Source organism: Geomonas terrae, assembly GCF_004791675.1.
GTDB lineage: Bacteria > Desulfobacterota > Desulfuromonadia > Geobacterales > Geobacteraceae > Geomonas > Geomonas edaphica.
This window is the reverse complement of the sequence record NZ_SRSC01000001.1, coordinates 692,514-711,232: the sequence shown is the minus strand read 5'-3', so window position 1 is coordinate 711,232 and position 18,719 is coordinate 692,514. Positions and strand designations below refer to the sequence as shown.

Annotated in this window: 14 protein-coding genes and 1 pseudogene; 5 read left to right on the top strand and 10 right to left on the bottom strand. The window is 59.9% G+C overall.

What is annotated here, in order from left to right; all coding sequences use genetic code 11:
- Positions 1-149: 149 nt before the first annotated feature.
- Positions 150-317: a hypothetical protein gene (locus E4633_RS20495; RefSeq protein WP_198419378.1), complete on the top strand. Its 168-nt coding sequence runs from the start codon at positions 150-152 to the stop codon at positions 315-317.
- A 101-nt stretch (positions 318-418) separates the two neighbouring features.
- Here E4633_RS20495 and E4633_RS02960 read toward each other — a convergent pair whose 3' ends face one another.
- The 8 genes from E4633_RS02960 to tsaA form a co-directional block, all read right to left on the bottom strand.
- Entirely contained in the window at positions 419-838 is a 420-nt protein-coding gene (locus E4633_RS02960; protein ID WP_135868770.1) for a hypothetical protein, read from the bottom strand.
- A 190-nt stretch (positions 839-1,028) separates the two neighbouring features.
- A complete protein-coding gene (locus tag E4633_RS02955) occupies positions 1,029-2,252 on the bottom strand; it encodes a multiheme c-type cytochrome (protein WP_135868769.1) in 1,224 nt (407 codons plus the stop codon).
- A gap of 103 nt (positions 2,253-2,355) precedes the next feature.
- On the bottom strand, positions 2,356-2,979 hold the full coding sequence (locus E4633_RS02950; protein ID WP_135868768.1) for a LysE/ArgO family amino acid transporter: 624 nt from the start codon (positions 2,977-2,979) through the stop codon (positions 2,356-2,358).
- Positions 2,980-2,998: 19 nt separating this feature from the next.
- Positions 2,999-3,586: a class I SAM-dependent methyltransferase gene (locus E4633_RS02945; protein ID WP_135868767.1), complete on the bottom strand. Its 588-nt coding sequence runs from the start codon at positions 3,584-3,586 to the stop codon at positions 2,999-3,001.
- A gap of 136 nt (positions 3,587-3,722) precedes the next feature.
- Positions 3,723-4,139, bottom strand: coding sequence for a cytochrome c3 family protein (locus E4633_RS02940; protein ID WP_162604929.1), 417 nt, complete (start codon positions 4,137-4,139; stop codon positions 3,723-3,725).
- 95 nt (positions 4,140-4,234) lie between these two features.
- Positions 4,235-4,561: a hypothetical protein gene (locus E4633_RS02935; RefSeq protein ID WP_135868765.1), complete on the bottom strand. Its 327-nt coding sequence runs from the start codon at positions 4,559-4,561 to the stop codon at positions 4,235-4,237.
- 183 nt (positions 4,562-4,744) lie between these two features.
- Complete coding sequence (locus E4633_RS02930) at positions 4,745-5,245, bottom strand: chemotaxis protein CheX (RefSeq protein ID WP_162604928.1); 501 nt, start codon at positions 5,243-5,245, stop codon at positions 4,745-4,747.
- Between the two features lie 368 nt (positions 5,246-5,613).
- A complete protein-coding gene (gene tsaA, locus E4633_RS02925) occupies positions 5,614-6,132 on the bottom strand; it encodes a tRNA (N6-threonylcarbamoyladenosine(37)-N6)-methyltransferase TrmO (RefSeq protein WP_135868763.1) in 519 nt (172 codons plus the stop codon).
- A 259-nt stretch (positions 6,133-6,391) separates the two neighbouring features.
- Between tsaA and E4633_RS02920 the strand changes: the two genes are divergently transcribed.
- The 3 genes from E4633_RS02920 to E4633_RS02910 all read left to right on the top strand — a co-directional run bounded on the left by E4633_RS02920 (position 6,392) and on the right by E4633_RS02910 (position 13,810).
- Positions 6,392-10,516 (top strand): fibronectin type III domain-containing protein, encoded by a 4,125-nt coding sequence (locus tag E4633_RS02920; protein WP_135868762.1) that lies wholly within the window; start codon positions 6,392-6,394, stop codon positions 10,514-10,516.
- A gap of 155 nt (positions 10,517-10,671) precedes the next feature.
- Positions 10,672-11,532: a PhnD/SsuA/transferrin family substrate-binding protein gene (locus E4633_RS02915; protein WP_135868761.1), complete on the top strand. Its 861-nt coding sequence runs from the start codon at positions 10,672-10,674 to the stop codon at positions 11,530-11,532.
- Positions 11,519-13,810, top strand: a complete 2,292-nt coding sequence (locus E4633_RS02910) for an ATP-binding protein (protein ID WP_135868760.1) — start codon at positions 11,519-11,521, stop codon at positions 13,808-13,810. The genes E4633_RS02915 and E4633_RS02910 overlap by 14 nt, the downstream gene beginning before the upstream one ends.
- Here the strand turns inward: E4633_RS02910 and E4633_RS02905 are convergent.
- A complete protein-coding gene (locus E4633_RS02905) occupies positions 13,807-16,791 on the bottom strand; it encodes a tetratricopeptide repeat protein (protein ID WP_135868759.1) in 2,985 nt (994 codons plus the stop codon). The genes E4633_RS02910 and E4633_RS02905 overlap by 4 nt on opposite strands.
- Before the next feature lie 161 nt (positions 16,792-16,952).
- On the opposite strand from E4633_RS02905, the pseudogene E4633_RS02900 reads away from it, so the two are divergent.
- A pseudogene (locus tag E4633_RS02900) lies at positions 16,953-17,192 on the top strand (EamA family transporter); the annotation flags it as partial.
- Positions 17,193-17,294: 102 nt separating this feature from the next.
- Here the strand turns inward: E4633_RS02900 and E4633_RS02895 are convergent.
- Positions 17,295-18,437 (bottom strand): hypothetical protein, encoded by a 1,143-nt coding sequence (locus E4633_RS02895; protein ID WP_135868758.1) that lies wholly within the window; start codon positions 18,435-18,437, stop codon positions 17,295-17,297.
- Positions 18,438-18,719: the final 282 nt, after the last annotated feature.

The window sequence follows — 18,719 nt, the reverse complement described above, 5'->3', positions numbered from 1 at the left end:
TGATCCTCGCTCCCGCAGGCACCATGCCGGGGAGATGCGGACCGTGATGAATGATACCCGAGATTGGCCCCCTGCAAACCCCAGGGCGGCTTGTTCATGTGAGAGCGCGTGTGCTACACTTCTTATTAAGAGGGAAAAGGAGGCGTACCATGAAAACGTTACTGCTCGTGCTTTTAGCGATCGTAGCGATCATCCTGACCGCCTGGCTCGTGCTGATTCCCGCCGGTGTGGTGGCAGGTTCAATCAAGGCCTTCCGCCATGGTGAACACGGTCACTGGGGCCACTGGAAAGGGTTGCGGCACCACGGCCCGCACTAGACAAAGTCAAAGCGCATGATCGCTGGAGATAAAAAAAGGCCCTCGGCTCATTACAAGCCAGGGCCTTTTCCTTTTCGTTTTGGAGAAAGCGTAACAGTCTGTTACGGCACGCTTTTGAAGCCGCCTTTGTAGAAGTCCTCATCGCGCCCGTACGAGTAGGAGAAGTCCAGTTCGTCGAGGCACTCCTTGTTTTCCACCGGGATCTCGATGGTGAAGGGTTCGGTGCCGGCGAAACGTCCGCTGAAGGTCTTGGTTTCCTTGGCCATGACCTTGCCTTTGGCGTCGAGCAGTTTGGCGGTGAGCTGGAGGGAGGCGTAGGGGATGTCCTGACGCACGTTTTGAACCGTGCCGTCGATCCTGACCCCTTTGTCGGTTTCCTGCGCCTTCCATGCGATGGCAACTTCATGGTTGCTGAACTGGTGGGAGGCATAGGCGGGGTTCGCGTCCTGTTTCGAGCGGGTGGACGCACAGGCGGTGATCATGGAAAGCATCATCACTGTCAAAGCGAGTTTTTTCAGCATAAGTCACCTCCGTCTTGTTGATGTGGCGCTGCTCAAAGACCCCTTTTTTAAACCCTTTGAGTGTAACGCGAATATAACGGTGGGCAACTCTGGTATTTTAGGCGTTGCGGTTATGGTAACTCCCATGTCGCACGCAACAAAAAGGCGGGGCGCCTTGCGACGCCCCGCCTCTTAGTTGACCAGTTTCAGTCTACTTCTTGTGTTCCGCCTCGCGGGTCATCGCCGCGGCCTCGGTCCTGATATCCACCAGGTCCTTCTGCAGTTCGGCCAGGCCGTACCAGGTGACGTAGTCGGGGTTCATGTGGAACGCCCCCTGGAAGGCGCGCATGCGGTGCTCCAGGAACATCACGTAGAGGGTCTGCTCGATCGGCGTCCTCGTGTCGTAGAAGGTGAGGAGGTCCGGGTAGGCGGGCTGCCCCTTCTGCGGCTTGATGACCCCCTTCTCGTAGAGGCCGGCGACGATGGTGATCGCCTCGGCCATCAGCTTGTCGGCTTCCTTGATCATCTGATCGGCGTTGCCGAGCTGGGTCTTCGCGTAGGTGGCGCTGTGGCACTTGCTGCAGATACCGACCATCTTGTCGCGGGACGCCTGCCACTCCTCCTTGGAGAGACGGGCGACCTTGCCGGCTTTCACGAGGTCGAGACGCGCGGTCGGTTTGCCTGCCGGGTCGAGCACACCGAGACCCTTCAAGATGGTGACGCGGTAGCCCATCCACTCGGCGTCCTCCTCGGGGAGGCGCAGCGCCAGGAAGCCCCAGGAGGTCATCACGTTGTGGTCGCCGTCGCCCATGTGGCAGGTCTGGCAGGTCGGCGCGCGGCCGGTGTCACCTTCCATCTGGTAGATGGAGCCGTGTTTCGAGTTGGACCACATCTCCCATTGCGGGTGGTCGAAGCCCATGTGGCAGGTGCGGCAGGCTTCCGGCTTCTTCGCCTCGGCCTTGCTGAATTTGTGACGGGTATGGCAGGAGTTGCAGGGGGAGCCGTACTGCCCTTCGGCGCGCGATTTCTCGTCGCGGATACCGACCTTGTGGCAGCCGCCGCAGCCCTTCATCCTCTGGATGTAGGCGTGGGGCTGGAGCTTGTTGGTCGGCATGGCGTCCATCGCCACCCAGGCGGCGGCATGTTTGCCGGAAGCGTACTGGTCGTGCTGCTTGGTGTGGCACTCCTTGCAGGTCTTCTCGGTCGGCATGCTCACCTTGGCGACGTCGGCGGCGCTCTGGTGCGCCTTGCCGTGACAGCTGGAGCAGTCCACGCTGCCGCTCTTGCCCATTTCCCCTTCCAGGAAATCCTTTACGATGTTGGGCGTCACCTTCTCGTGACAGGTGATGCAGTTGCTCTTCCCGGCGAAGGCCGCCCCGGCGAGCATGAGTACCAGCGCCAGCGCCCCTCCCAGCCTCTTACAGCAATCGATCATGAAATACCTCCCCTTTATGGATAAAAAAACAGGGGACATGTAAACCACATGAAAACGGTCTTTTCCTTGACGCAGGTCAAAAAACGGTGAACGGGGGTGGGGGCTAACGTGCGGGAAAGGCGAGCCTGAAGGCGATGACCCACATGGTGCAGCCGACCATGATGTCGAGCATCCGCCAGGCCTGCGGCTTGCGGAAAAAGGGGGCGATGAGGCGTGCGCCGTATCCGATGCCGTAGAACCAGGTGAGGGAGGCGGCCATGGCCCCGAGAGCGAAGGCGAGACGGGACAGCCCCGGGTACTGCCCGGCGAGGCTTCCCAAAAGAAGCACCGTGTCCAGGAAGGCGTGCGGGTTCAAAAGGCTGAAGGAGACGGTCATGAGCACCACCTGCCTGAGCGGTACTTCGGAAGCGGTACCGTCTTCCGCCTCCAGCGCGCCGGGCCTCAAGGCGGCGGCGAAGGCGCGTAGGCCGTAGGCGAAGAGAAAGAGGACCCCTCCCCAGAGCGTCAGCTTCATGAAAAGCGGTGAGGCGGCGACCACGGAGCTGAAGCCTCCCGCGCCGAGCGAGATGAGCAGTGAGTCGCAGAGAAAGCAGATGGTGCAGACGGTGAAGACGTACTGCCGCTTGAGCCCCTGGCGCAGCACGAAGGCGTTTTGGCTTCCGATGGCGATGATAAGGCCAGCACCGAGGCCGAAGCCGCTCAGTAGAGGGGAAAGGAACTGGGTCATGGTGCGGGGAGATCCCTTGTCAGCGTTTGACGACGAAGAGGAGGCCGCGTTCGCAGCGCTCGTCGGGCCTGCTGCTCTTCGTGAAGTGGTAATGGGGGAGGTCCAGCTCCCGCACCCGCTTTGTGATGAGTGACATGTTCGGATAGTCGACGGTGTTGTTGGTGTCGTGGAAGAAGAGGATGCCGCCCGGACGCACCACGCGCAGGTGCTCGTCCACCCAGGTGCCGCTGTTCACGTGGTCGGCGTCAGAGATGAGGAAATCGTAGGCGTTGTCGGGGGAGTTCGCGAGGAAGGTGCGCTCTTCCATCGGGGCGACCACGTTCACCCCGGCCATGCGCAGGTTACCCGCCACGTCCTCCATGTCGCCGCCGCGCGCGTCGCCCCAGTTGTCGACGCAGGTGAGCTTCCCTTTCCCGTTGTAACGCAGCGCGTGGATAAGGCTCACGGTGAGATAGCCTGTGCCGATGCCGAGTTCCAGCACGTCGTCCGGCTTTTGCGACAGCAGGGCCCCGATGATGAACATGTTGTGGCTGCGGTCTATGGCGACCTCTCCCGCGCCGGACTCCATCGTGTTGAGCAGTGTGAAGTAATCGTTCAGGGGCTGCATGTGCTTCCTCCGTGGCGCCGAGGTTTGATAAGCGATGCCGGCAACTTAGAGCCGACGGCTTAATTTTGCAAGGGAAAAAGCGGATCTGGAAAAACCGAAGGCCCGGAGGGGACTCCGGGCCTTGCCTTGATGGGGATTATTTGTCGTGGCAGGTGATGCAGAGCGCGCTGTTCTTGTCGCTCTTGATCAGGTGCCCCTTGGCGGGGTTCAAGGGATCATGACAGGTGAGGCACCCCACGGCGCCGTTCACCATGACCATGTTGCGTTCCTGCGGTGAGATCGGTTTGTACCCCTGCTTGTTCACGTAGCTTTGATAGATCATCCCGATGGGGTGCTCCCCGTCGAATGAGTGCACATGCATCGTCTTGTTGGATGCGTTGTTGCGCAGGTTCACCCGGACATCCGGCCCTGCGGCGCCGTCGTGGCAGCCGATGCACTCCCTCGACAGCGGGTCGATCTCCGGCGGTGCGTCGGCCGGTGCCGGGCCCGCGTTAGCTATGAGAAGCGCCGCCGCTGCTGCGATCATTGCGCTTTTTCTATTGCTCCATGGCATGTTTGCCCCCTTGTCAGGCCGGTTCATAAAATGCGTGCTGTCCGATCTCTTCGGCGGCACTCCGGCGGGACTTTAGGGAAGAAGCCTTTTCCGGTTCACCTGGTCTTGGAACCCCATGAGAAGCTCACCAGGGCGAAGGAGCGTTCTCCGGAGGTCTCGCCTTCGTCCGCGTCGGCTGTCTCCTCACGGTCATCGATCCGGCTGTTCATCTTCGCCTTTTCCACCTTGGCAAGATACGCCTTTTGCGCCTCGACCGACTTTTGCAGCATCAGGGAGTAAGGGCAGATCCCCTTGGTCGATGCGGCCGCCGCTGGGGTCTCGTCGGCATGGGCTGCGGTGTTGGACCCCTCCAGTGCAACGGCGGTGAGTGTGAGTGTCAGTATGGTGAAAAGCTTTGCTTGAAATCTTGTCAGGGTTCTCATGGCTTCCTCCTGTGCGGTGCGTGTTAACCGTACCGTTACAAGGAAGATGCCATCCTGCCGTAAAAAGAGCAGGGTGGTAAATCGTCATATTACAGCCGGTTGACTCGGAACTTGAAAATCCATTTCGTCTCGGGTGTTCAGCCTCTGCACAATCGCGACGGAAGGGGTGTTCAGGTTCTGATATCAATCCCGTTCCACGGCGAGCGCCGCGATGAACCACTCGTCCTCCAAATCGAAGAGCAGGGTCATCACCTCCGGCTTCTTTGCCACGTGGATCACGTACTGCTTTCCCGATACGATGGAAGGGGTGGAAAGCCTGATGGCGAGGGATTCCTCGGAAAGGTAGCGCTTGAAGGCGCCGGCGAGGACGTTAGCCACCTCGCCCAGGGCGTCCTCCACCTCCTCGTCGGTGGGTTCATCGATATCGAGCATCTGGCAGGCCATGCGATGCGCAAGCCGGGTCGAGACGTGCAGGCTCACCAGGCCGTTGTATTCTCCGGCAAGGCCGACCAGGCCGCTGATGCAGTCGGCGAAGTTGGAGGCGGGATCTACCGAGAGAGGCAGGTGCAGCAGGTGGTCCATGCCGAGGAGGGTCGAGAAGATCTTCCTCGTCTCCTGGATGAGCGATTTTTCCAGAGCCGGTCCGGCGCTGCCGATTCTTGCAAGCAAATGATCCGAAAACATGTTTTTCTCCATCCCCGGTGAAGTGCGGCTGCACCCGTTGTCCCGCACGAAGGCAGGAAAGGGGCATGGCCGGTGTATCGACAAGGGGTAGAGCAGGGGGCGTGCCATCCACCAAAGGCGCGGCGGATCGGGAGTTTGGCGGGATGTACCGTTAAAGTGGTGTCCCGGTTAGGGACGGTGTGGGTGTTCCGGGGACACCGGCGAACGGCGGATGCTGCGGAAAACAGGGGGAGCCGGGATCAGAAGGCTATGTTGTCTCCGGCTAATTTCACTCGACTCATGTGGCGGATGTGTGGTAAAGAGCGCCGTTGCCCCGGCGCGCGCGGAGTGCGGGGCGTTTTCTTCGCCGCGGCGCCCTGATGGGCCGACTACCTCGGCCTTCTGGGACCCGGTGCATAGCCGCGTCCGAGCGTGGCATCGAGCTCGTCGATCCACCCCGCCTTCGCGTGGGGAAATGCATCCGCGTAAGGGACGTACGGCTTGATATCCAGGACAGGGGTCCCGTCGAGAAGGTCCACGCCGCGCAGGTGCAGCGTCTTCCCCTCGATCCCGACCAGTTCCACCGCCGACAGGCCGATGGAATTGGGGCGGTGCGGCGACCGTGTGGCGAGAACACCGCGTTTCGGACCACCCCTCGGCGGCTTGACGCTGCTGCGCCACCCTTCGCTCAAATGGAAGGCGAAGATGAGCCAGAGTCTCTCGAACCCTTTCAGGTCCTGAATTGCCTTCTCGTCCAGCCACTCCTCGAGTTCGAGTGTGGCCGACGCGGGTTCTCCGGTCTGCGTTCCCGCGACCACGGTACCTTGGTGCGGCGCATCTATGCGGCGTGCATACGGGGATCTGAGGGTGCCGATGGGGCGGTAGGTGAAATGGGGGCTCTGTATCATTTATCGCTCTCTCTAAGGCGCTGGATTTTAGAACAGGCAATATAAAAAGGCAACAGAGTCTTAAGGATATGTTGCTTTGATTCAGATAACCGAACCATGAATGGTCATTGGAGTGCCCATTTATGTGACTTAATATATTTGTAATGTGAGCCGATATAGCAAAGATATGATTTTGAGTTTCGTCGAAAGAACTTCGACTCCTGGAGGAGCTATGCGCTCTAGTACGTCCTACCTTTCTGCTTTGGTGATTCTGTTTGCAATGCTTCTTGTAACGGTGAATCCAGCCTTTGCCTGGACCGTTGCGGGCACCGTGTACGGCGGGAGCGCCCCTTTGGAAGGCGTGACGGTGACGGCATTCAAGGCATCCGACCAGAGCGAGGCGGGAAAGAGCACCACCGGCACAGGAGGCGGTTACTCCATCGCCCTTGAAAACGGCACCTACAACCTGACCATCGCCCCTCCCTTGTCCAGCAACCTGGGTAACTCCGTCGTGAACGGGGTCGTCGTCTCCGGCGGTGACGTGACGCAAAACGTCGTCCTGGTGCAAACGGCGAACTACCTCAGCGGCGTGGTCAGGACCGGGAGCGGAGTTGCAGTCGGCAGGGTGTTCGTGAAGGCTGTTGATCAGGCAAGCGGGACGCTTGTGGGACAGCAGGTGACAAATGAGCGGGGGGAATATTCCATTCCGGTTTCCACGGGCACGTACCGGATAGATATCCTGGGTGGGGCAGGCGTATATGACTCGGGTGCATGTGACGGTTACTGCATTCCGAGTGTTCCCGCGCCGCAGTACTTCGAATATGTCTCGATCCTCAGCAACCTCTCCGTTGCGGGGGACATGACGCAGGATATAACGCTTCCGCTGGTGACGTTGAGTGGGAAATGCACGGATGCCAACGGGGTTGCGGTGGCGGGAGTGAAGATCACCCAGGCGAGTCGGTCCGTCTACCCGGAGCCTGATAACTATCAGAAGTACGTCTCCAGCTTTTCCAACATCCCGTACTTTCCCGTGGTGGAATCCGACGCATCCGGCAATTACGTGCTGGGTATGATCGAGGGTGCCGGCTACTCACTCACGGTGACGCCTCCTCCGGGAAGTGTTTTCTCGCAAAGTGTCGTGAATAACGTGAACGTGAGCGGCCCGACTAAATTGGACATCATGCTGCAGCGGGCCAACTACCTGAGCGGTGTTGTCAGGACCGGGAGCGGAACGGTCGTCGGCAGGGTTTTCGTGAAGGCGGTTGACCAGGCAAGCGGGACGCTTGTGGGACAGCAGGTCACGAACGATCGGGGGGAATATTCCATTCCGGTTTCTGCGGGCACGTACCGGATAGATATCCTGGGTGGGGCAGGCGTATATGACTCGGGGGCGTGTGACGGTTACTGCATTCCGAGTGTTCCCGCGCCGCAGTACTTCGAATATGTCTCGATCCTCAGCAACCTCTCCGTTGCGGGGGACATGACGCAGGATATAACGCTTCCGCTGGTGACGTTGAGTGGGAAATGCACGGATGCCAACGGGGTTGCGGTGGCGGGAGTGAAGATCACCCAGGCGAGTCGGTCCGTCTACCCGGAGCCTGATAACTATCAGAAGTACGTCTCCAGCTTTTCCAACATCCCGTACTTTCCCGTGGTGGAATCAGACGCATCCGGCAATTACGTGCTGGGTATGATCGAGGGTGCCGGGTACTCACTCACGGTTACGCCACCTCCGGGAGGTGCTTTCTCGCAAAGTGTCGTGAATAACGTGAACGTGAGTGGCCCGACTAAATTGGACATCATACTGCAGCGGGCCAACTACCTGAGCGGTGTTGTCAGGACCGGGAGCGGAACGGTCGTCGGCAGGGTTTTCGTGAAGGCGGTTGACCAGGCAAGCGGGACGCTTGTGGGACAGCAGGTGACAAATGAGCGGGGGGAATATTCCATTCCGGTCTCCACGGGCACGTACCGGATAGATATCCTGGGTGGGGCAGGCGTATATGACTCGGGCGCATGTGACGGTTACTGCATTCCGAGTGTTCCCGCGCCGCAGTACTTCGAATATGTCTCGATCCTCAGCAACCTCTCCGTTGCGGGGGACATGACGCAGGATATAACGCTTCCGCTGGTGACGTTGAGTGGGAAATGCACGGATGCCAACGGGGTTGCGGTGGCGGGAGTGAAGATCACCCAGGCGAGTCGATCCGTCTACCCTGAGCCTGATAACTATCAGAAGTACGTCTCCAGCTTTTCCAACATCCCGTACTTTCCCGTGGTGGAATCAGACGACTCCGGCAATTACGTGCTTGGCATGATCGAGGGGACCGGTTACTCGCTCACGGTGACGCCTCCTTCCGGAAGTGGCTTCTCGCAGACCGTCATCAACGGTGTCAACGCCACCAAGTCGCTGCTGCAAAACGTCATCCTCGTCATGCCCGATGCCGCAGCACCGGTAATCATCTCCGGTCCACTCGTCTCGTCCTCGACCGACTCGACCGCCACCATCGAATGGGAAACCAACGAGCCCGCCAAGGGGGGCGTGCTCGTTGGAGCCGCTTTCCCGCCTGCACAGCTCTCCGCGGAAATGTCGCTGGCGGTAAAGCACGTGCTGCCGCTTACCGGCCTTTCCCCCAACACCACCTACTACATCCAGGTCACCGCGACGGATGTGGCAGGAAACGGCCCGACCTCGAGCAAGATCATAAGCTTCAGCACCAAGCCGGTCCCCGATACTGTCCCGCCGGTCGTTCTCACCGGGCCGGTGATCGTGAACATCACCCACGAAAGCGCGGCAGTGGAATGGACCACCAACGAGCCATCCACCGGAACGGTCTTCTACGGCACGACAACGCCGGACAAAGCCGTCGCGGACACGGCTCTTGCGACCGTGCATCGCGTGCTGCTTGCGGGACTCACTCCTGAAACGCTTTACACCCTGAAGCTCGATGCGGTCGACGCCGTCAACAACGGGCCGACTTCCACCGGGACAAGCTCTTTCCGAACCCTGGCACTTCCCGATACCACGGCCCCGAGAATCGTGGAAGGCCCGATGGCGGTCAATGTCTCGGACACCGGCGCGACCATCATCTGGAAAACCGATGAGCCCGCAACGAGCGGCGTCTCCTGGAATGATGGCACCGCGTACGGTCTTCTCAGCGACGACAGCCTCGGAACCTCCCATGCGATGCGCGTGACCGGGTTGAAGGCTCAGACGGCATACAGCTTCATAGTTTCGTCCAAGGACGGTTTCGGAAACGGACCGACCCTGAGCCAGGCGGCCGGCTTTACCACACTGCCTACTCCCGACCAGAAACCGCCGGTGATCATCCTGCAGCCTGTGGTGAAAAACGTGAACCACCAGATGGCCCTTATTTACTGGGAGACGGACGAACCTTCGGACAGCGTGATCGAATTCGGCACTACCACCTCTTTCGACTCGACCGATGCGAAAGCGGAGCTGCAGACCAAGCACAACCGGCCGCTGACCGGGCTGGTGCCCGGTACGACGTACTTCTTCCGCGTGCTTGCTACCGACGCATCCGGTAACGGCCCCGCGGCCAGCCAGACCTACAGCTTCACAACGGATCTTATCCCCAGCAGCGATCCGCCGGTCCTCACCCAGGCGCCGGAAATCGTCTACGCGAACGACACCTCGGCAACCGTCTACTTCGAAACGGACAAGCCGTGCGATACAGTCGTGGAATACGGGGAGGGAGTCAGTATCACAAATCGGCAATCGGACGGCACGAAGCTGGACAAGCATCAGGTGACCATCACCAACCTGGCACCGAACACGCCGTACGGCATGGAAATCTCCTGCACCGACATAAACGGCAACAGCCTGAAGAGGGCCTTGTCCGGCCAGGTCACTTCAGTCGCCAAAAAAGTCTCTGCCCTGGCCGATGTTGGGGGCGCGGGATTTGTAACGAAAACCGTTTCGGACACGACCGCACCGGGGATAACAGCCCTCCCCACGGTGACTGCACTGAGCCCCAACCAGGCGACGGTGGTGTGGAGCACCGATGAGATCGCCGATTCCATGGTGAGCTACAACGTGGACGGCACGGAGGTCATCCTGACTGCGGGCGATATCGCCAAGACCTTCAGCCATTCTCTGGTCCTGACCAACCTGACGGCGGGCAGCACCTACCGGTTTACCGTCCGCTCGGTCGACCCGGCTGGAAACGCGATGACAAGCAGCGGCTACGCGTTCACGACGCCGCTCACGGTACCCGGCGACGCCTGCCGCAACGATGACGGCACAGTACGTCCTTTTAACGTGCAATCGGTGATAAACATGTTCCTTGGCCTGAAGGGCGCCGCTCCTTGTGCCGACGTGGATAACAACGGCAAAGTTGGAATTGCTGAACTGCGCAGGATGATTGACACGTATCTCGGGCGGTAACGGCATGATACTGGAGCTGGGGTGGCTTATTCCGGAGACGATCTGAACAAGACTCAGGGACCGTTATCATGTCTTCGGTAAGGGTTTGTTTCGAAATCACCTATAAGTAGGCTGATGTCGCTGTGTTATACCTATTCGGGACACGAGGTGTTTCGATGAAAAGACTTGCCGCATGCTGCTGTCTCTTCCTTAACCTGTTATTGACGGCGCACGTTGCCTGTGCTGCTTCACAGCATACGTATACCTTCGCCGTTGTTCCCTATTACAGTCCCGAGAAGATCTGGACGCTTTTTACACCGGTGGTTAATTATCTCAGCAAGACCACCGGCGATAAATGGCAGCTCCAGCTCTACCCGAATCACGCCGAATTTCTCAACGACATCTGCAACGGAAAAATCTCTGCGGCCTTCACCGGTCCGGTTCCGCTCGCCCGCGCCTATGAGGCCTGCGGCGCAAGACCCGTTCTGGTAGCCCTCGCTCAAAACGGCAAGCCGGTTTACCACTCCGTCTTCGTGTCGAGCGATCAGGCGATCCGGAACCTGCGCGACCTGAAAGGGAAGCGGGTAGGCTTTTTCAAGGGCTCCACCGCGGCACACGTGGTGCCGGTGAGGATGCTCAAGGATGCCGGGGTCTACATGCCGGACATCTCACCCGTGTTTCTTGGCAGCCAGGACAAACTCGTATCCGCGCTGCTGACTGGCGACATCGCCGCGGCTGGGATAAAGGAGAGCCTCTACCAGAAGGTCTCCCGTGAAAAGCTGCATGTCCTCTCCCGTTCAGAACCCCTGCCCAATTTTGCCGTCTGCGCCCTCCCCGCGTTTCCCGCTAAGGCCAGGGAACGGCTCGTTTCATCCTTGCTGAAACTCAAACCCCTTACCAATGCACGGGACAGGGAGCTTGTCAGCCACTGGGACGACGAGGTGAAGCACGGTTTCGTCACCCCTGACCGGGACTTCCTCGTCGGCGTCTTCCGTATCCGTGACATGTTCAAGGACGCAGGTAATGGCATTCGATAGAAAAAGCCTCGGCTTCAAGCTCATAGCTCCCAGCCTCGTCGTCATCGCCGTCGTCTTCTTCGCTCTGCTTTTCCTCATCAAGTCAATCACCGTCCGGGTCCACGACGACTACGTCCGCTTTACGCTGGCCTCTGCCAACGGCGAAGTGCGCAAGGTCCTCACCACTGCCGCCAGCGACCTCACTGCCGCCCTGCTCGCCGGGAACGAAGAAGTCACCGAGGCGAAACAGAAGAGTGTAGTGGAGACCCTTAGGCTGCTTTGGTCCGGAACCAGCCACGGCGGTGTCGTCATCGACTCGAGCGGAGTCGTGCTGTGCACCACGCTCCCCCTCCCGGTTACCCGGGCGGTGGCAACCCAGGCTGCGGAAGGGTACCGTGCCATAAAGATCGGTGGCGAGGACGTGGCGACCTTCGGTCAGCGCTTCCCCATGTGGGGATGGAACGTCGTGACGGTAAGCACGGCCCGTAACACTTGGCTGCAGGACGGCAAGGTCGCCATGCTCACGCCGCTCGTAGCCACCGGGTGCCTGGTCATGGTCTTCGGCATATTCCTGGTGCTCAGGAGGAATCTGCAGCGCCCGGTGGAGAGCATGGTTGCGGCGGTAAGTTCATCCAGGCGCGTGGAGCCGACCGGCGTAACCGAATTCGACATCATGGGAAACGTTGTCAACGACGCCTTCCAGCGCCTTACAGAACAGACCGAGACCTTGCGGCAGGAGCTGGCGGAGCGGACGAGGATACAGGAAGAGCTTAGGGCCAAGGACGAACGGATACACAATCTGCTCGACTGCACGGAGGAAGGGATCTTCGGTGTCGACCCCGACGGTGTCTGCACCTTCTGTAACAGGTCGTGTCTGCAACTGCTCGGTTACCATCAGGAGGAGGATCTGCTTGGTAAGCGGATCCACGACCTCATCCATCCGCCGGGTGTGGACGGTGACGAGGTCGCCAGCGAGGACTGTCCGGTGTGCAACACGTTTCGAACCGGGGCTGGCGCCCATCTCCCTGCCGAGGTACTCTGGCGCGCGGACGGGACGGCGCTGGAGACCGAATTGTGGGCGCACCCGGTCGTAGACGACGGGAGGATTTGCGGCGCGGTGGTCACCTTCATCGACGTGACGCAGCGCAAGCTCCTCGAGGACCAGCTGATCCAGGCGCAGAAGATGGAGTCGATCGGCAGGCTCGCAGGAGGAATCGCCCACGACTTCAACAACCTCTTGACCCCAATCATGGGGTACTGCGAGCTGTTGCGGCTCGACATGCCGGAAAACAAGCTGGTTCAGGAGCGCTGCGGTAACATGCTGAAAGCAGCCGGAGGGGCGAAGGAACTGGTGCAGCAACTTTTGAGCTTCAGCAGGAAACAGGTCCTGGAGATGAAGGTGATCGACCTGAACCAGGCAGTTGGCAACTTCCAGAGCATCTTGCGGCGCACCATCCGCGAGAGCATCGATCTCAAGATGTCGCTTGCGGAAGGAAGCTATCCGGTAAGGGCGGACAAAAACCAGATCGAGCAGGTGGTGATGAACCTCGTGGTGAACGCGCAGGACGCGATCAGCGAGCACGGCGTGGTAACCATCGAGACGGCACCGGTGCTTCTGGACGACGAGTACGCCAGACTGCACAAGGACGTCATCCCCGGGCGGTACCTGATGCTCGCCGTCGCCGACGACGGTTGCGGCATGGACCAGGAGACGCGGCAGCGCGTCTTCGAGCCGTTCTTCACCACCAAGGGGATCGGCAAGGGTACCGGGCTTGGTCTTGCCACCGTCTACGGCATCGTGCGGCAGCATGGCGGCAACATCTGGGTGTACAGCGAACCGGGCAAGGGGACCGTTTTCAAGTGTTACTTCCCGCTCGCGGAGGGGACGGCGGTTGCCGAGCGCGCCGATGCCGGCGGCAAGGTCAGCCTGGAGGGAGCAAGGCGGACCATCCTTCTCGTCGAGGACAACGAGATGGTGCGCCTGCTTGTGGCCGAGCTTCTGGCGCAGGCGGGGTTCGAGATGCTGATAGCCGAAGATCCGAAAGAGGCGCTGAAGCTTTCCGATGGACGCCGCATCGATCTGCTCGTTACCGACGTAGTGCTCCCGCACATGTCCGGCCCGCAACTGCACCGAAAGCTCCTCCAGCACGACGCCGGCCTGAAGGTCCTTTACATGTCCGGTTACACCAGCAACGCCATAGTGCACCAGGGGGTGCTGGACGAAGGGACCCACTACATCGCGAAGCCCTTCGCGCTGAACGAGTTCGCCCTCAAGGTCGCCGAGGTGCTTGCCGCTTAAGTTGAGGCCTTTGCGGGCTCGCCGTGACTTTCCTCCGGTGCGGGCTCGCTGTCCGCGTCCCCTTGCACCGGTGTTCGGGGGGGGAGGCTGAAAAAGTCGGGATCCTCGAACTGTCTGACCTTCGCGACCTGGGTGTCGTCGTCCTCATCCACCGTGCAGATGATCCTCCACTCCAAAAGCGTGTCCAACCGGTGGGTGATGTCCCAGAGGAGCAGGGTGGAGGCATCCTTGTCGTAATCATAGGCGTGCCACCTGGTCGGCGTATCGGTCCACATCATCCGCTCGAGCGCTATTGTCTGGCTGAACTTGTTCGTGTTGAGGTTGTAAAAGGTCCCCATTCCCTCCGTGAGGCTTATGAGGGCGACGTCGGTCTCGGTGCATAAAGCCTGGACGCCTGCCCGGGAGATGAGGCCTCCCGCGACGGAATTGGGATACTGCTTTATGATCCTCAGCTTGGAGTTCAGCAGCTTGACGGCTCCTTCCCTGATGTAGACCTGGAGCTTTTCGCAGTCCACGGCAAAAGTCTGCATCGGGATGGTGCGAGCCGCCCGGCTCTGGCCGGGGGGAAGGTCAAGGTTGCTGTTGAGGAGAAAGGTGCCCGTATCGGTACCCAGGAACATGGTGTCGGGGCGGCACGATCCCCTGCTTACGCAGGTCACCTCGCCTTTTGCATGAAAGGTTCTCACCGTGGTGCTGACCACGTCGAGGCTCTGCCGTACCACCCGGATGTTTTCCCCCTCCGTGATGACCGCGTAGTAATCGTTGTCCTTGCTGCTCGACATGAGCATGCCCCGGAACGAGGGGTTTCCTTCGTAGGTGAAATTTTCGTTGATGACTATCTCGGCCAGGAACCTCGCTTCCGTTTCCGACAGCTTGGCCCGCCAGACGTGGTTGGAGGTCTCTGCGTTGGCGAAGAGAAAGAGGTCCCTGTCGGGGATGGAGTCCAGAAAACCAAGATCCTTGAAATTCGGGGACCGGTACCGCGCCGCGGTGCCTTTGACGACGTTTATCACGAGGATGGTCTCATCGTCCTCCCTGAACAGCTTGTGCAGGAGCGATTCTCCGACCAGGATCAACGGGACCCGGGGCTTTGTCGCGAGATCAAGGTCCGCGTCCGGCGAGACGATAACGGTAACAGGTTCGATTTCGATGGCGAAATAATCGGCGATCTCCCTGTCGATGGAGGCGAGCTTTTCCCGGTCCTCTATGGAATCCTTCAGCGCGGCGGCCCTTGCGGCATTGCCGAGCAAAAGGGCGGTCCTATAGTCTTCCAGTTTGTCTTCCTCGGTATGATTTCTGTAGCTGTGGTAGTTCAGCGTCATGTCTCTGTATTCGCGGGAACGTGCGGCCTCCTCGGCAGGGAGCTTCGTGGTCACCCTGCGCAACCGGGCGGCGTACGTCCTCGCTTCAGCCAAAGATCCGGCTTGGAACATCCGCCTCATCAGGTCGCTGGCGGCACTTCTCGCCAGCTCCCTTTCCGTCTCCAGCAGGCCGGCGTATTCCTCGTCGAAATCGGCATAGCCGCAAAAGTACGGCTTGATCTTCTCCAGACGCTCCAGACATCCCCTGCGCATGCCCGTCGAAAGCTGTGCCTTCACCGCGACGAATGAGAGCCATATCTCCTTGGCCTCCTCATCGGGAAGCTTCATCAGCTTGCGGTTTCCCTGCAGCACCGAAAAGAGCGGTGCGACGGCGCAAGCTTCCTCGAGTCTCCCGGCCTCGCCCTCGTGTGACAGCCACATCAGGATGTCGAAACACCCGGACCACTCTTCAGCGGCGGCGAGGGTGCGGAGCTCGCACAGGCGCTGTTCGACCGATTGAAGCTTCAGTACCCCCTTTTCCTTTTCGATGAGTGCTCTGACCCGGTCCGCGCTGATGCTGTCCAGCCCCTGCAGCTTCGCGAGCGGTTTCAGCCTCTCCTGCGGTGATGCCGAGCTCTCGTACTCAAGCCAGAGCGCCTTGATCTCCCCTTCTGTTCTTCTCGCCTCGATTTCCCGCAGCAGGCAGCGCCCCTCCGGGTAGTGCGGGTAGCGCGCAAGGGCCTGCCGGATCAGCGCTTCAGCCTGATCGAGGTCCCCTGCGGCCAGAGCAGGCCGGGCCTGCAGCAGAAGCGGCTCCGCCTCCGCCCGCATGCGCTGCTCGATCTTGTTTCTCAGCTCGGTTTCTGCAGGCAGGATCCCTTCTTTTGCCTCGGCAAGCTTCAAAAAGGACAGGGCGGCGGAGAGGTTCCCGTCACGGAAGGAGACGTCGGCGCAGGCGAAAAGTGCGCTCTTGCCGAGGGTGTCGGGGCGGAGGTTTTCGAAAAGGGCCCTCGCCTCGGGAATCATGTCTCTGCCGTAACAGGTAAGCGCCAGTAGTTCACGCACCTGCCGGTCCGCCTGGACATCTTCCGGTTGGGCGAGGATGGTTGCTGCGGCGCTTTCGTACGTCCCCATCTCCTCCACTAGGATGCGCACCGCCTTGATCAGGGGCGCCAACTCGTTGCGGTCCCTGACCCGGATGGCGGCGAGGGTTTCCTCCGCGCCGCTGTAGTCGTACTCAACCAGCTGGCGCTGGGCTATGGCCAGGGCCTCCCTTGCGTGAGTGCCACTTTTCGCCTGCTTCTGCTTTTTCTTGGGGGATGGCTTCGTCGTTGCCGGCACCTGGATGCGTGACGCATCATCGATGGTATCGAGGGCCTTGATCGAGAGCACTCTGATGTGGGTATGGCAGGCGTCGATGGTCGGATTGAATCTGTGCCTGATGAGCAGGATGTCGTCGCTGTATGGGTGTGGAACGAGCCGGAAGTTCTCGCCGTAGTTTTCCAGTAGCAGGTTCTGCAGGGAGTCCTTCAATCGGTAGCCCGTTTCGCGGTCGGCCTCCGAAAGCTGGAGCGAGGTCGGGTTGACCCGTTTGATGAGAGAGATGATCTCTTCGGCCCCGGGGAGCCGCGAGGAGCCTAGCACTGCCTCCGCACGCCGTACGTGCTTTTCCCATATCATAAGAGCGATCCCTCCTGTCACTAAAATTAAATATGACTAATTTTGGTCTCTTTGCACGGAGGCGCAAGAGCACGGCTCGCATTTATGACAGTAGCCCTGGATGTGATCGTCGACATACGCGGTATTAAGGATGAGTGAGGCTTGGCTGACTCGTCTACCTCGGTGCGGTACCTACGGCACTCGCCTATGTGCTTTTCCTGAAAGGGATGCGCTCCACCTCGGCGACGGCGGCGAGTATCAGCACGCTCCTGGAGCCGCTGGCCGCGACTTTGCTGGCCTGGTTCTTCTTCGGGGAGCGCTTCTCTTCGCTTGGGTTTCTGGGGGGTGCCTTGCTGATAGTGTCTTTACTGTTGTTGTATCTGCAGGGGGCGTTAAGGCTGCGAAAAAAGGCCGGGTGGTAACCTAGGGGGCGGTTTTACGGGCAACGGGCGGAAGGAGCTGAAAACAAAGAGGCCCCTGGCTTTCGCCAGGGGCCGAAACGACTGCTCGAGTGTAGCTCTCCTCTATTTTGCCGTTATGACGAGGGTGGCGCTGGTCACTTCTTCCTTTGCCGGCTTGGTCTGGAAACGGTCGGTACAATAGAGCAGTCTCGCCTTCACGGTGTACTCGCCCGGCGCCAGAGCCGGGTCCCAGTGAAGCGTCCGTTCCTCACCGGCGCGAATGGAAGCCTCGTGCGGTCCCATGACGTCGGTGGTCTGCCCGTCCGTCGTCGGGGCGAACATCCATTCCTTCCGGCTCGTGCTTACTCCCTTTTTATCGGACACCTCAACCTGAAGGTAGACGGCACGCGACGGCTCTCCGGTCGGCACGGAGTGTCCCGCTCCGATGTTCACGACCGCGAAGTCGAGCGACTGCTTGTTCTCATACGGCTGAACGATGGTGACACTCAGGGAACTCAGATGACGCTGCCTTGAATGGGCGCCCGTCCAGGTGTGCCGCCCGACGCTGCGGGGGGGGACGTCGAAGTCCTCAGCAGTCTTGCGAAGCGTCCGGGGCATGTGGCAGTCCTGGCACTGATCTTTGCCAAGGCCCGGCTTGTAGTAATCCTCCTGCCATTCGAGGAAGGTCTGGAACATCTTCCCCGGGACCCGTTTGTCGGGGGACTGGTAGCCGTGGCAGTGGCCGCACATGACGGAACTCTGCAGTGCTGGTTCGACTACCGTTTTATGCGGCGCGCCGCTCGTGCTGTGTGACGCGCGGATGTTGCCGTCGGGAGTAAGGTGGCAGCTTGCACAGGTGAGTCCGCCATTTACCGCCGCGGCGGTTTTGGGTTTTGTTTTGCCGTCCGCACCTTTGTCGGTGATGTTGAAGGCGTCGGGGAAGTGGCAGCTGTCGCAGTGAAAGTCCTTTTTGTCTTGGCCGCGCGACTCGGAAAGTGCGGTCGCATGAGCCGTCGCCGAGGAGCTGACTTTTGCGGGCATGGCGATGTTGCCGTGTTTTGTCTGTGCATGGGCACTGTGGTTATCGCTACCGGTGCCGAGCGTGTACTCCCGGTAGATGGCGCCATGGCATGCCCCGCACGTCTCAGAGGGGGTTGCCGTCCCGAGCGGAAAGGTAAGGTCTTCCGCAAAAGCGACGGGGCTGACGGAAATGAGCACGGTAAACGAGGACAAAGCCGCCAAGGTTAATTTCAATCGTTCAAGCACTGGATTCTCCTTTTCTTCATTTGGAACAAAACATTCTCCTGACTCTTCCCGTTGAACGCATCACTTTATGGCTTCCGCGCCTGGGACTCAAGCGGGAGCCATGCCACTATTCTTGATAAACGGCCGGCCGGTTGTGCATTAGATTAAGCCGGGACTCGCTCCGCGTACAGGTGCAGTTTTAAATCTGTTTGCAGGGGCAGATTGCGACCTCGAATGACGACGTATTTCCGGTTTTGGAACCCGTCCAATAGAAAATAATTTTAAAGAAATTCACAGGCTGAC